The organism is Ureibacillus sp. MALMAid1270, from assembly GCF_049202975.1.
Classification (GTDB): domain Bacteria; phylum Bacillota; class Bacilli; order Bacillales_A; family Planococcaceae; genus Ureibacillus.
The window spans coordinates 49,764-64,780 of record NZ_JBMIRP010000050.1; the positions used below are offsets into that span (position 1 = coordinate 49,764).

Below are 15,017 nucleotides of genomic sequence, written 5' to 3' on the forward strand. Positions count from 1 at the left end.
TTATTTAAACATTTCCTCCTAAATTGTCTATATTTTAATTGTATTTGACGTGTTAGGGTATTGATAGTATTTTTAAAAAACTACAGTGAAGTTGAAGAAAGGAAATGATGAGTGGTGAAAAATTGGCTAAATGTACGTACATTGTCATTAGTTTTTTGGGTAATCGTTTCTACTATAATGATTATCACTATGCCAAATTTAGATACACTTGTACGAGAAAAGGGGCAAACAGAAATCCCTTCATACATGCAAAGCCAAGTTGCATCAAAGTTGTTAACTGAGATGGATGAAGAAGGTACGGAAACGTATCAGTTTATCGCAGTATTTAATAGCGGGAATAAGGAAGAGTTAAGTCAAACTCAATTAGAAGATATTGAATTAGCAATTGAAAAACTTCGTGAAAAAAGTGATTCCTTAGGCATTACAAATATATTGGCACATACGGATAGCGAAGAGACTAAAAAGCAACTCGTAGCAGAAGATGGGACGACAATCTTAACCCAAATTGCAATTGATGAAAAAATGGGAACTGTTGAAGAGGTTGCAGAAAGTCTAAAAAAACATACAACAATTAGTTCTGTAGATTCTTACCTAACTGGTACAGATCTTGTCCTTGATGACTTTGCAAAATCGTCTCAAGAGGGGATTCAAAAAACAGAAATTATTGCGATTATCTTTATCTTAGTTGTATTAGTTTTAGTTTTCCGTTCTCCAATCGTTCCGATTATTTCTTTAGTAACTGTTGGGGTTTCCTACATTGTTTCTCTAGGAATCGTTACACAACTAGTTGACAAATTTGATTTTCCATTTTCGAATTTCACCCAAGTGTTTTTAATCGTTATTCTCTTTGGGATTGGAACAGATTACAACATTCTTCTATATACACGCTTTAAAGAAGAGCTGGGTAAAAATAATCATATATTAAAGGCAATTACGGAAACGTATCGAACTGCTGGTCACACCGTTATTTATAGTGGTATCGCAGTATTTATAGGATTTATGGCTTTATTCTTAGCAGAATTTAAGTTATATCAAGCTACTTCTGCTGTGGCGATTGGTGTGGCAGTACTATTATTAGTATTAATTACACTAAACCCATTCTTTATGGCTGTTCTCGGTATTAAAATGTTTTGGCCAGCCAAAAAGATTAATGGACATAATGAAAATAAATTATGGCACTTCCTAGCGAAGCATTCATATTTCAGACCGATTGCTGCACTCGCTATTATCGCTGTATTTTGTGTACCTTTTATTTGGAGTAATTCGAATGAACTTAACTATAATGATTTAGTAGAAATTAGTGACGAATATGAATCAAAACAAGCGATATCAGTAATTGAAGATCATTATTCTGCAGGATTTTCATCACCAACCAATCTTGTCATTAAAGCAGATGAATCTCTTGCAACACAAAATGGCTTAAAAGAACTCGATCAACTTGCAGAAGCTATTTCTAAAGTAGAAGGAGTTTCCGAAGTTTATTCAGTAACTAGACCTACTGGCGAGATAATTTCAGATCTATATATTGATGACCAAGTTACTAATTTAAACGATGGTTTAGGCAGTGCACAAGAAGGGCTTGGAACAATTAATGATGGACTTTCCGATGCGGAATCTGAATTAGGTAAATTCGATGAAAATAGCTTTGATAGTGTTAATGATTTAATCGATGGTACTGAAACAATGGAAAGCGGTGTTGGGCAATTAAATGATGCCCTAGATCAAATAGTAAAAGGTTTTAATGATGGAGCATTAGGTGCAAAAGAGTTGGCCACAAATTTAAATCTGATTGAAGAAAATGTGAAATTACTAAGTTCTGCTACATCAGAACTTCAAACAGGTTATTCACAACTAGAAACTGGATTTGGATCATTTTCACAACTCTTTACAACTATTAGTGAAGCTTTAACAGGTATGAAAGATGGGTATTCAGCAATTGAACAGTCTATGAATGCTTTGATCCAATCAAACCCAGAACTACAAACAGATAAAAATGTTCAAACAGCTCTTCAAACAGCAGTGGCTGCACAGCAAAATATTGCACCACTTATGGATCAATTAACTAAATTAACACCTCAATACAATTCATCTGTTGAATCATTTAGTCAAGCAAATGATGCATTATCATCAATTACTTCTGGTTTACAGCAAATTGAAGATGGTGTAACTCAGTTGAGTGATGGAGCAGATGAATTAGCTCAAGGTTTACAATCTGGCGCTGATGGAGCAACACAAGTTGCAACGAAGTCATCAGAGCTTGAAACAGGGCTAAATTTAATAACTGAAGGACAAAGACAATTACAATCTGGTTTAACAGAACTTCAGGACAAAATGACATTATTGCAGGATGGTTTAGCAAAAAGTACAGATGGCTTAACTGAAATTAATGATGGTCTTCTAGAAGCGAAGGATTATTTAAATGGGCTAGGTGCTTCCAATAAAGTCTTCTATATTCCCCAAGAAATATTAGATGGGGAAGACTTTGAAGAAAGTTTATCAATGTATATGTCTGATAATCGTCAAACAACAAAAATGATGATTATTTTAGATGTTAACCCTTATTCAAAAGAAGCGATGTCAATTATTAAAGAAGTTGATAAGCAAATAAAAGCAGTATCACAAAGTTTAAGTATTAAAGATGCTGAATTTGCTTTAGGCGGTAAATCCGCTGTGAATGTGGACTTACAACAAATGTCAAGTTCAGACTTTGCTAGGACTATTACCATTATGTTAATAGGAATTGCGATTGTGTTAATTATTATTACTCGTTCAATATGGCAACCAGTGGTCATTATCGGGTCGCTGATATTAGCTTACTTTACTACCCTTGGAATAACTGAAATCATTAGTGAGCAATTATTAGATCAAAGCTTATTAAGCTGGAACGTACCATTCTTTAGTTTTATCATGATTGTTGCACTTGGTGTGGATTACAGTATCTTCCTAATGATGAGATATCGTGAAGTAGAAGAAAAAGGTACTGAAGGAATAATTGAAGCAGCCAAACATATTGGTGGAGTCGTTCTATCTGCAGCATTAATTTTAGGTGGAACATTCGCAGCTTTAATCCCTTCTGGAATTGTTACATTAATGCAAGTTGCGATCTTTGTAATTGTAGGTCTTGTTTTACTAAGCATTATGATGTTACCGATTCTTATGCCAGCTGTAATGGGGGGATCTACTAAACTAATAAAAGTATTTAAGAAAGATAAATAAACAATGAAACGATTCCTAAGGATTAACTATATACTTAGGAATCGTTTTTATTTTGAATAAATCTTATGTCTTCTATTTGGATTTTCTTTGGTTTCATGTTTGAAAGTAAAATGATAATGGTCGTTTTTAGAAGATTGAGAACTCATAAATATCCCCTTCGAAAATGACACAATTAATGTGTTTTTCTGTTTTAGAGCATATTTTTAGAATAAGTTTTAATCTACTCAATCAGTCAAAAATTCCATTACGATGAAAAAAATATTTAAGGATACCTATTAGTGGAGGTGGACTAATAAGGTATCCTAGTTGAGGTGAAGCTTTAAAGGGGTTTTTTGTGGTAGAGATCAATCTGGGGTAAGCTGATTATTATTCCATAAACTTTTTATATGGGTCAGCTTTTCTTTTCACTTTCTTTAAAGGCATGCCTTTATAATAATATTTCTTTGTATATTCCTCTTTACCGTGAACATAATCGTATTCATCTTTCCAATGGTGCTCTTTCTTACAATGATTACATTGATGTTTATCATCATGCTCTTTATGTTTTTTCATTTGTTCGAAAAGCTGATCAATGTTTAATAAGTTGTGTTTATATAGAAGTTTTAATAAATCAGGTAGCCATATATGATCTGGCTTATCATCATGGTGCGGCATTTTTTTCTTCATCTCTTCTGATGATGAGGATGATGATGATTCTAATTCGAAGTGGAATTTACCGCATTTAGAGCATTTATGTTTACCGTATTTAGGGAAATCATATTCAAAGCTGGAAGAGTCATCCATCATAAACTCATCAACTTCTTCATATTCAGTGAAACTTGGCTCTAATTCATAATGACGAGAATGTTTCTCTGGTACTTCATATTTTTCTTCCCATTTACTTGGAGTTTTATCATGATGTTTTTTGTCTTCGTGTTTCCACCATTTAGGTTGTTCCATTTTACAATGTTTACATTCTGATTCGTGATGAGGATATTTTGAATCTTTTTCCTTATCATGTTTTTTATCTTTTTCAAAATCAAAATGAGTTATTAATGTAAGTAACATCGTAAATAGATGTTTCATAGATTGTGGATCCATCTTAAATGTAGGAGGATTGAAATCTTTCATATCATTTTTTTCTTCTAGTTTTTTATGATTCTTTTCTTTTCTTTTCCCGCATGACGGGCAAATTTCGGGGTCATGGTGGTTTGGATAATAACTAGAACTCATTTCTTCACCTCCTTTTCGTAATCATCATATTCCCATGATAGAGAATGTGAATAGACGATTAGCCAATGAAATGAAAAATGTGCTAGTGTCTAGAATTGATATTTGAGGAAATAGCCTAGTTTTTTATAGAAAATTAGGAGATTGTCTAAAAATAGTATTTAAACATGGGGGAATATAATTAAAAAAACGGCAAAAAAATACAGTTGCTAAACGCAACTGTAAGAAAGGAATCATTCATTCATTTTGAAGTTCTGTTATTTGATTTAATTGTTTACGATCACTAAAGAGTTTGCCAAATAGTAATGTGGCAAGTGCGAAAATGATAATCGTACCTGCAAATGTTAACGGTGCTTTATAGCTATTAAACAACGTTTCAAATCCACTCGCCATGATCGGACCAACAATCTGTCCTAACGCATAGGCTGTAGTTAAAATGGATACAACGGCTCCACTTTGCTTTGGAAATAATTCTCTTACGTAAGCTGTTGAAATGGAAACAATGCCTACGAAAGTAAATCCAAATAACAATGCAGATAATAATACACTCCAAGCAGTTTGAGAAAATACAGGAAGAAGGATCCCTATTATTTGTAATATGTAAGCAATGGATAATACTTTAACAGTCGACATTTTTGAAATTAACGCCATCCATATGGGTGCTGCAGGTGTTGCAGCAATTCCTGCTATTACCCAGCTAAAACTAGCAAATGGTCTTAAGCTTTCGATATTATAAATAATATCCACTAAAAATGTACCAGTGATAATATAGCCTAAACCTTCAAGTCCATAAGCAATCACTAGCCATGGCATAAATCCACGGAAAATTTTTGTTTCTCGAGTTTTCTTAACTTTTTCCCCATCTTGTATCGTAATACTTCTCCATAATGTCATCGTTGTGATCAGGAATATTGTCGATAAAATTCCGAAGCCAATCCAAGTGCCTTCCCAAGAAAATGAGGCTTCGAAAAAGGGAACAAACAATCCTGAAATAGCAATTCCAAGTCCAATTCCTGAAAATAAATAACCAGACCAACGGCTAAGAAAATGCTTAGCTAAATAATCCAATATGATACTAGATGTTAAGACGAATATATAACCGGCTGTTATTCCAGCAATAAGGCGTAAAATAATCCACAATAAATAAGAGTGTGTAATTCCCATACATAGAATAGACAATACATTTAGAACAACTGTAATTAGTAAAAAATTCTTTTTTTGACGATAAATATATCCCGCACCAAGAGCACCAATAAAATACCCGATATAATTACTAGATGCTAAAAAGCCTGCTGCCTCAAAAGTCATCCCCTCATCAATTCGCATAAACGGTAGGATAGGCGTAAATGCAAAACGACTAATGCCCATTGCAATAACTAACAATAATACGCCCCCGAATAACACCCCAATATGTTGTCGCGACATAGTACAACCCCTTTGTAGGTAAACTCTATAACTAAATTTCCCAAGTTTTATCTAATTCTAACACTATGAAAATATGAAGCAATAGGAATATTGATACTTGAATAGAAAGATTGATTCGTGTGAACTTAATACTTTTAGTATTGAGTGACGAAAAATCCAAATGTTGAATGTTTAGCGTAAACGAGTATTAAATTCGTAAAATTTTTGGCCCTTGATTAACGAAAAGTATTTGGACTATCTATTACTATACATCATTAGATAGAATGTTATAAATTATTAAAATATATAACCTGTTGCTAGCAAATATTACGTAGGAGAAGACAAATGCCAATTTATTAGGAGATTAATATGAACTAAATAGTAATCTAATTACATAATAGGGTTGTATTAAGTATGAAAATTAATATGGGTAGATATTAGCTATCGGGTCAACATGAACTTGTAGGCCCATTTCTTTATAAACGAAAGTCCACATCACGATGTGGACTTTTTGTGCGACGGGCAGTTGCATGGAGTGCTGATACTCAGCACTCTTCTTTTCGTGCGACGGGCAATCGCACCATGTGCAACTACTGCACAGGATGAACTGTTAAAGGTTGGAGGATGTTACCGCGGTAATAACAACTCCCGAATCCCAGAAGGTTCATCATCTAGAAGGTGAAAGTCCTTCCTTCGGAATGATATTTAACGATAAAAGGATACTAAAAATTACACTAAATTTAACTATAGTTAACTTTTTCTTTGGAGGATTTAATGTTTATATTGTGAAAATTGCAGCAGATATAGGTTCTCCAGTAATGTTAGGGCTTCTAAATTCAACTCTAGCTATTGGTACCTTGGTAGGTGCTACTATATTTAGCCAAAAAATATTAAAAAACCTCATTTTAGGATCTAAGCTAGTTTTATGTTCTTGTCTCTTTGGTGTAATGTTAGTATTTACTAGTTTCTTCGCAAGTTCAGTATGGGTAATATTCCCTCTAACTATCGGTGCAGTATTTTTAGGTGTTACACAGATTCTTACACATCCAATTGTTCAAACTATTGTACCAGAGGAAAAGTTGGGAAGAGTATTCTCGGCTCAATATACAATTAGTGTTGGTATAATGCCTTTAGGTTCATTGATTTTTGGAAAGGTAGCAGAAATTATGAGCTCTGAGATTTTCTTTATCCTAATCGGAATAGTTTATATTTTAATTGGTATTAGTTACTGGTTGCAGAAAGAGATAGCTCATTTTTCACTAACTAGTGAAAGTAACGGTTTATCAAATTAAGTATTTTCAAATAGTTCAATTTTAAGGCTACCTAGAGGTAGTCTTTTATAATTGCCAAAGCAATAAAAATGAAAAGTAGAAATTTGCAAAGAAGTTTTTTGCAAGTTTCTACTTCTAATAGAGTTGGTTATATATCTTGAAAAAATTAGTTCACGCAAGGAACGACCCGAACTTCAGAATGCCTTAAAGGCGACTGCAAAAGGTGATGTATTTGTAATTTATAAACTGGATCGACTAGCCCGCAGTACAAAAGAATTTTATCAACTAACAGATCAACTTAAGGAAAAAGGAGTTGAGTTCGTCAGTGTTAATGATAGCTTTGATACAACAACGCCAACAGGAAAAGCAATGTTTGGGATGTTGGCTGTCTTCGCTGAATTTGAGCGGGATATTATTCATCAAAGAACCAAAGCAGGTCTTGATGCAGCTCGAAAGCGAGGAAAAATTGGGGGCCGACCAGCAATCGATAAAAAAACAAAAAAACACGTACGAACATTATATAACGCTGGAGAAAGTGCAACAGATATTGCTAAGGAATATGGAATAGGTAGATCTACTATTTATAAGATTCTTAATGAATCAGTAGATGAATAAACTGTTTTTGAAAGGTGAACACACAATGATTACAGGAAGAAACTTCATTAGTTTAGCCGTTAAACTTTAATTCCAAGTTAAGCGAATAAGATAAATATTAACTTTATAAGTAATCAGCAGTTGAGGTTCTTTATAAAACCTTAACTACTAGTTCTTTCTTTGTTTTTTCTCGCTCCCCTTTTTTGAACTTAAAAAATTTTTTCAAATCCAAAAAAGTACTTTTCATTTTTTTTTACACATTAAGGTATATGGGGTGCGAGAATGGAATTCCATTTCAAAAACAACGACAAAGAATTCAGCATTAAAATTTCAGTTAGTAATTAAAAAGAACTTCAATCTAATTTACATTAGGTTGAAGTTCTTTTGTTTTTGCGAATAAAAAATTATTTTATTAAAGGTTGTGAATTCTTAATGAGTTTTCCCTTTATATATTGTTAGCTAACAAAAATAAAAAATTATGGAGGTTATTTTTATGTCCTTAGTACCAGATAAAACACAGACTGTCACATTTCGTGAACTACAAGATGTTCTTAATGCAAACCGAAAGATGCAAGATTATATTAGGAATAACAATACCGACGTACATGCAATGCAATTATCTTTCGCATCTTTTGCGTCTGCAATTTTAGGTCTTGCGTTTTGGCAATATACGGCAGGCTCTATCGCATATGGAATTGTTAGTATTGTGACTGGAGTGGGTGCAATGACTCGAGACGATGCTCTTCAAGCGGTTAAAGATGGCGAAACTGAAATACTACGAGTATCGAACACAATGTCTTTTCTAGGTGCTGATACTGCAAATATTACAGTAGGTTATACAGTATTAGACTTAGAAAAGAAAGTTTCCGCTCCTAGCTCTGCAAAGACTAACTATATGACCAAAAACGGCATAATCATCACTGGTTAAAGAGTTTTTGTAGATAAAACAAATAAAGACTATGGATAAACTAGAACAATCATGTTTATCCATAGTCTTTTAATTTAGAAATGATACCTTATCTTTTATTCTGCAACCACTTTCTCTAAAATACTAAAAAACCCTTTATCATCTTTAAATAAATACCTTTCGTATGAGTTATCACCATCATCAACTGTTATTCCTTGTTTATTTATATCCAGATACATTACATAACCTCTGTTCAAAGTGATTTTCATCCGGTAATCATTTGAGATACCTGAATCGACTTTTTTAAATTTCGATTTTTCAAAAGCCTTTATCAATTCTTGTTGAGTTTCGTCTGTTAACTTAATTGGAATAAACAGTTCCTCTGCTTTTGTATCAATCTTTTTCAATTCTACTGATTGTCCTTCTGCACTAAAATCAGCACCTAATACAGCCGCATCTAATATATCCGTCGCAGAATAAGTTGGCTCAGAATTATAAATATACAACCCTATTCCGAGAATAATAACTATAACAACACTAAAAATTGTTATTAAAATAGATTGTTTATCTTTCATGTTTACCCTCCCCATGATTTCTTTTAAATATATGGATTTAGCTTAACTATTTTTATATTACCACATTAATCCAATTAATAATATTTAGATAAAGGTTGTAAAATCAAAGTATTTCCCCCCTTTATATAGTGTTAGCTAACAAAAATAAAATTTAGGAGGTTATTTTATGACCACAACCACAACACTTACTTATTCTCAACTACTAGACTTTATTAATGATACTCGAAGACTAGGGCTTACTAAAGTCGAAAATCAGTTGCTGGCAATACAACAAACAATGACTAATTTAGGCCCTGTTAAAGTAAATGTAACCGCTATACTAAAATAGACAGATTTCGCTAGAATCCCGTGAACACTTTCGCCAGATTAATAGACTTCTAGTAAACTAGTATTATTCGTTTACTGGAGGGTTATGACTTGGAGGAAAAGGTAGTGTTATATATTGAAATTCATCAACTATTTAAGCGCAAAATGAAGATTGCACAAATCGCTAAACATCTAAAAGTTAATCGTGGGACTGTCTATAAATATTTAGGAATGTCATTTGAAGAAGCGCAGGAATATTTAGGAAACCCACTTCAAAAGGCTAAAAAATTAGACCCCTATCGGGATTGGATTGTGGCTTGGTTAGAGGAGTACCCCCATTTAAGTGCAGCGCAAATTCAAGACTGGTTATTAGAAAGACATCCTAAATTAGAAATTGGTGAAAGTACTGTTCGTTCTTACGTAAGAGAAATTCGTGAAGTTTATCAAATTGAGAAAAAAGCAGTTGTTAGACAATATGAAGCAGTCCCAGAACAACCGATGGGTAAGCAACTACAAGTTGACTGGGTGAAACAAAGCAAAAAACAATAATGAAAAAAGAAATTAAATTGTATTTTATCGCCTTTGTGTTAGCACATTCACGTTATAAATATATGGAATGGCAGGACCGGCCATTTACAACTAAGGATGCCATACGCTGTCATGAAAATGCTTTTCGATTTTTTGATGGGCAAACCGAGGAAGTTGTTTATGATCAAGAGCATCTACTTACAGTTAGTGAAAATGCAGGCGACTTAATTTTAAGTCGGAATTTCAAGCATATGTAAAAGAACGTAAGTTTAGAGTCCATCTATGTCGTAAAGCTGACCCTGAGTCTAAAGGAATGATAGAAAACGTGGTGAAATACATAAAAGGTAATTTCGCAGATAGTCGTGTTTTCAAAGATATTGAAAGTTGGAATATAAGTGCGTTACAGTGGTTAGATCGAACAGGTAATAAAAATGTACATAATACAACGAAAAAGAGACCAGTTGAAGTGTTTCACGTCGAAAAGCAACACCTACAACCAGTCTCCCCCATACTTTCATTGGAAAGTACCCGTGCGGCAATTATACCAAGGAACGTAAATAAGGACAATACAATTCGCTTTAAATCAAACCGATATTCAGTTCCCGTTGGAACTTATGGGACCCAAATAGACAACCAAGTATATCTCAAAATCAAACAAGATAAAATGATTATCTTAACTCAGACCGATGGCGAGATACTAGCTGAACATAAAATTTGCAATGATAGAGGAAGGCTTATTAAGAATCGAAATCATTCACGTGATCGTTCTAAAGGAATTGAAGAGATGAAACAAAGTATCATATCTAGCTTTGATAAGCAGGAAGATGCAAGCGCTTATATAAGTGAAATTTGTCAAATATACACACGATACCGCCGTGATCAATTATCAATTCTTCAAACTGTCATTAAAAACGAACCAGAATGGATTAACCTGGCACTTCAAAAATGTATTAACGAAAAACTTTTCAGCGCTAATGATTTCCGCGATGTGATCGATTATTTAAGAAAGTCAAATAGTGAAACGTTTTCGGAAATTAATAAGAGCAATTGTGTGCCTACTTCCAAGGTGAACATTAAAGTAAAAACACGCTCCATAAGTACATATACAAGTATTTTGGAGGGCATATCGAATGAATAAAACTGTAAACGAATTACAAGAACAATTTCGCCAACTAAGATTAGCAGAGACATCTGAAGAACTTCCCCAGCTTCTTAGGGAAGCAGAAAAAGCTTCGTGGACTTATCTAGAATTCTTAGAAGCAATTACAACATTTGAATTAAATAAGCGTGAAAACAAAAGTATCGAGCGAAGAATGAAATGGGCTCGCTTCCCATTTGTTAAAACACTTCAAGAATTTAATGTAGAAGAACAAACAGCTATAACAGAACGTCAGTTAACACAACTTAAAGAGTTTAGCTGGTTAGAAACACAATATAATTTATTTTTATTAGGACCACCTGGTGTAGGAAAGACGTTTCTAGCAGTCTGGCTAGGAATAGAAGCTATTCAAAGAGTTTTTCAAGTGTATTTTGTGACGATGGGCGAACTAATTCAGCTACTCAAAACACAAGAATTTGCACATAAATCGCAGGTCTAGTTAAAACGATTACAATCATCAGATTTAGTAATTATTGATGACTTGATGTACATGGCAATGGATCAACGTGAGGCAAACCTATTCTTTCAACTCGTTAATCACTTGTATGAACGAAGTTCTATTATCTTAACCTCAAATAAGAGCCCTGACCAATGGAGCGAGTTAATGGGTGATCAAGGTATAACTACAGCAATATTGGACCGCCTGTTGCATCGTGTGGAAGTCATTCACATGAATGGTGATAGTTATCGCATGAAGAGCAGACAGCGCGTATTTCAAGAGTAAGTGTATATGGAAAATAGATGCCATTATTAAATTCTATACACATAAAATCAATTAACTCAGTAAACCGGAGGTTTAAAAGCAGATGGTAGTATTAGATGAAAAAGAAGCCACGTTACTCATGCATTCGTACGGAATGAAATGTGATGTACAGCTAGTGATGCAATGGTTAAAAGAAGGACGACTTTCAGGAATTGAAGTTGGTGGTAGATATACTATAGAGGAAAAAGCTGTTTATAACTTCTTAGAAGACTATAGATGGGAAGGTACTGCATACGAACAAGGGATTGATGATCAGACAAAGATTAGTAGATTATTAGAAGAAGTAGAGGATTTTAGACAACGAGTGATGGAATTAGAAAAGGAAAAACAAGTGTGAGTTATAACTAATACTGTCACAACTTATAACTAATTTTGTCACATGATTATAAGTTATTGTGACATCAAAGTTTACCTTGATACTGCGATAAACCTCGCTGTTTCAAGGTTTTCTTGTTTTTATCTCAAATTGTATTTAGTAAGTGTTGTTTACTAAAAATTATAAAAGTAACAGTTTAGTTTTATAATTAATATTGGCATAATTCATTTTTCTTAAGTATCAATAACTATACAGTAACAGGCGTATGTGAAGCTTTATAAAAAAGATTGATCATTTAAAATTAAGTTCGATATTATATAAAAGTTTGATTAAAAACATCTCTCATCTAAGGAATCCTTGAGGATAGATGTTTTTAATTGGTTAATTTTAGTATTATTATAAAGATTGTGAAAAAATGTACTTAAACTAAACCAGCTAATAGAAAGTCAAGAAAAACATTTTTAATCGAAAATCACTTCATGCTATACTAAAAATGTGCAACTCAAATAACCCTCCGAATCTCATTTGGAAGGTTTTTGTTGTATTTGAAAATGTTGTTACTAAATAGTTTCTTGGAACGGTGTTTTCGTTTTTAACATCGCATAAATCCAGTGTAAAAGCTTATTAGCACATGCAATAATAGCTACTTTATAAGGCTTACCTTCTTCACGTTTTAAATCGTAGAAGTCTCGTAACCTCTTATTTCGCGCAATGGTTTCATCTGTTGTTTTCTTTTTACGGCTATCTCGAATTGAACACCGAACTGCTGTAAAAAGCATGTGCCGAAGCCTTGCAGAGCCTCGTTTAGTAATATGATTTTTTGTGCCTTTAAAGCGACCAGATTCAGGATCAAGTCCAGCGAAGGCAACTAACTTTTTCGGATGATTAAAACGATCAATTTCCCCGATTTCAGAAATAATCGTTGCAGCGATTTTTTCACCTACACCAGGGATTGATTGGAGTAACTCATATTCTTCAAGCTGTGCCGCTAACTGATCAATCTCACGCTCTAACGTAAAAAGTTGTTGGTGGTACGCTTGAAGTAAATCAATATACATTTTCAAACTGACTAAAAGGCTTTGATAAAGCGTTGACTGAAACGGATTACGTTCTGCAGCTAATACTAATGCTTCCGCTTTTTCACGAGCCCATTTAAATGAACGTGCCTTACAATGTGCATCAATAAATTGTGCAATCTCTTCAACATCTGTTTCTAGGACTAATTCAGAAGTAGAGTAAGACTGTAAAGTCTTTAAAGAAATCTCAGCGTATAAATCGCCAAAAACTCCTTTATACTCAGGGAATACTTGATCTAATACAGCTTGGAATTGTAGCTTTGTTTGAACCATAATTCCAGTCATATTTTCATGTTGCCTCGTCAAATGCCGAAGGTTTAATAACTGAATACCACGTTTTTTCTGATGCTCTAAATCCTCTTTGTAATACAGTTCACCTAAGTGATAGGCATCAATTGCATCTGTTTTAGTTTTCCGTAAGTTAGAGCTTTTTGCTCGATAAGATACTAATGGATTAACGATAATGACAATGTACTCTCTTGCTTCTAAAAACTGGACAACTGGGGCATGATAGTGACCCGTTGATTCCAATACAACAGGTGGTTTCATCCCTGTTTGACGCTCTAAATCTAGTAAATAAGAGTGTAACTCTTCTAGACCCTCCACCGTATGTTCTACTTTCACACTGTTTTTATAGGGCATTTTTTTATCCAAGAACATTTGAACCTGACTTTCACCTTTTGCAACATCCAGACCTACAACTGGATTCATAAATTATTACCTCCTTATTTAGTGGATTGACCGATAACCTCTATCTACCTTGTTATTCATATCTTCGCTTGTTATGCGGGATCGAAATGTCCCAACCAGCCTAATCATGTGTTAACAAGTAGAGGGCGAACAGTTTAGTTGACGGGATCTAGTCCCAGGGGCAGGTCCGTTCTACCACGGCTACTATCAATCTATAAATTGAATAAAAAATAGTCAACCAGATTTCTCTGGCTGACCTTATAATACGAAAGGGGCAGGATTGTTGAAGATTAGATATGAAAATAGGGGGGGATTCTTTGTCTAAGAAAGGATTTATTTCGTTAGGGTTATTAGGATTTATATGTATAATTATAATTTTGATTTTCATAAATAAACCCAATGAAGATGACTTTGCTAAGTGGTTTGAAGACCATTTTAACGTACAGTGTGAAGATGATAAATGTTATACGTTAAAGTTAAGCGATAATAGTGGAGATTCTGTCAAAAATAGATTTTCTTTTACAGACGGATACTACGACAATGCAGAGGGATTTTTAGGCTTGGGAATGCAAACAAAGAGATTATACAGAAGTATCAATGACCGTAATTTGTTTTTCTCTATTGAAGTAAAGGGATTTTTCGGTAACTTTGAAGTAATAGATTTCAGTCCAAACAAAGTGGATATTACAATGAAATAGTTATTCAGCTAACGAAGGCGTTTATCCAACAATGATTTACGCTTTTTTTGTTGAACTTATTGTACTAATGGGGCAGGATTGTTGAAGAATCGACAGCTCTTTTTTACTGTGCTAACGAAGCATATTAGTACAACTAAAATTTAATTTAAGACAAACAACGTTATACCTGAATTATTCATACCTCGAACATAAATCAGGGTTTTAGGCCAAAAACGATTAGATTCCCGATCCCTTTGAAAGAATCATGATTATTTTTCTTCTGAAAAGCATCTTTCTAGAATGAGGAGCGGAAAAATGCTTGTTTT

General features: G+C 33.7%; 11 protein-coding genes and 2 pseudogenes. 9 read left to right on the plus strand and 4 right to left on the minus strand.

Annotated elements, in window-relative coordinates:
• The first annotated feature begins 114 nt into the window (after positions 1-114).
• Complete coding sequence (locus ACOQFO_RS06195) at positions 115-3,216, plus strand: MMPL family transporter (protein ID WP_421688826.1); 3,102 nt, start codon at positions 115-117, stop codon at positions 3,214-3,216.
• A 366-nt stretch (positions 3,217-3,582) separates the two neighbouring features.
• On the opposite strand, the gene ACOQFO_RS06200 is transcribed toward ACOQFO_RS06195, so the two are convergent.
• Positions 3,583-4,428 carry a hypothetical protein gene (locus ACOQFO_RS06200; protein WP_421688827.1) on the minus strand — a complete coding sequence of 282 codons (846 nt, stop codon included), beginning with the start codon at positions 4,426-4,428 and terminating at the stop codon, positions 3,583-3,585.
• Positions 4,429-4,662: 234 nt separating this feature from the next.
• Entirely contained in the window at positions 4,663-5,850 is a 1,188-nt protein-coding gene (locus ACOQFO_RS06205) for a YbfB/YjiJ family MFS transporter (protein ID WP_421688828.1), read from the minus strand.
• A gap of 596 nt (positions 5,851-6,446) precedes the next feature.
• On the opposite strand from ACOQFO_RS06205, the gene ACOQFO_RS06210 reads away from it, so the two are divergent.
• From ACOQFO_RS06210 to ACOQFO_RS06220, 3 genes are all read left to right on the plus strand, one after another.
• Positions 6,447-7,121, plus strand: a complete 675-nt coding sequence (locus ACOQFO_RS06210; RefSeq protein ID WP_421688829.1) for an MFS transporter — start codon at positions 6,447-6,449, stop codon at positions 7,119-7,121.
• 123 nt (positions 7,122-7,244) lie between these two features.
• Positions 7,245-7,715, plus strand: coding sequence for a recombinase family protein (locus tag ACOQFO_RS06215; protein WP_421688830.1), 471 nt, complete (start codon positions 7,245-7,247; stop codon positions 7,713-7,715).
• 472 nt (positions 7,716-8,187) lie between these two features.
• Complete coding sequence (locus tag ACOQFO_RS06220) at positions 8,188-8,622, plus strand: hypothetical protein (RefSeq protein ID WP_421688831.1); 435 nt, start codon at positions 8,188-8,190, stop codon at positions 8,620-8,622.
• Between the two features lie 95 nt (positions 8,623-8,717).
• Here ACOQFO_RS06220 and ACOQFO_RS06225 read toward each other — a convergent pair whose 3' ends face one another.
• A complete protein-coding gene (locus ACOQFO_RS06225; RefSeq protein WP_421688832.1) occupies positions 8,718-9,176 on the minus strand; it encodes a hypothetical protein in 459 nt (152 codons plus the stop codon).
• A gap of 166 nt (positions 9,177-9,342) precedes the next feature.
• Here ACOQFO_RS06225 and ACOQFO_RS06230 point away from each other — a divergent pair, with 166 nt between their 5' ends.
• The 4 genes and pseudogenes from ACOQFO_RS06230 to ACOQFO_RS06245 all read left to right on the plus strand — a co-directional run bounded on the left by ACOQFO_RS06230 (position 9,343) and on the right by ACOQFO_RS06245 (position 12,269).
• Entirely contained in the window at positions 9,343-9,504 is a 162-nt protein-coding gene (locus ACOQFO_RS06230) for a hypothetical protein (RefSeq protein WP_421688833.1), read from the plus strand.
• 104 nt (positions 9,505-9,608) lie between these two features.
• Positions 9,609-11,148 (plus strand): annotated as a pseudogene (gene istA, locus ACOQFO_RS06235) (IS21 family transposase).
• Positions 11,141-11,893: pseudogene (gene istB / locus ACOQFO_RS06240) on the plus strand (IS21-like element helper ATPase IstB). The pseudogenes istA and istB overlap by 8 nt, the downstream one beginning before the upstream one ends.
• An 82-nt stretch (positions 11,894-11,975) precedes the next feature.
• Entirely contained in the window at positions 11,976-12,269 is a 294-nt protein-coding gene (locus ACOQFO_RS06245; protein WP_421688834.1) for a hypothetical protein, read from the plus strand.
• Positions 12,270-12,808: 539 nt separating this feature from the next.
• On the opposite strand, the gene ACOQFO_RS06250 is transcribed toward ACOQFO_RS06245, so the two are convergent.
• Entirely contained in the window at positions 12,809-14,035 is a 1,227-nt protein-coding gene (locus ACOQFO_RS06250) for an IS110 family transposase (RefSeq protein WP_421688835.1), read from the minus strand.
• A 296-nt stretch (positions 14,036-14,331) separates the two neighbouring features.
• Here ACOQFO_RS06250 and ACOQFO_RS06255 point away from each other — a divergent pair, with 296 nt between their 5' ends.
• Positions 14,332-14,712, plus strand: a complete 381-nt coding sequence (locus ACOQFO_RS06255; protein ID WP_421688836.1) for a hypothetical protein — start codon at positions 14,332-14,334, stop codon at positions 14,710-14,712.
• Positions 14,713-15,017 lie beyond the last annotated feature (305 nt).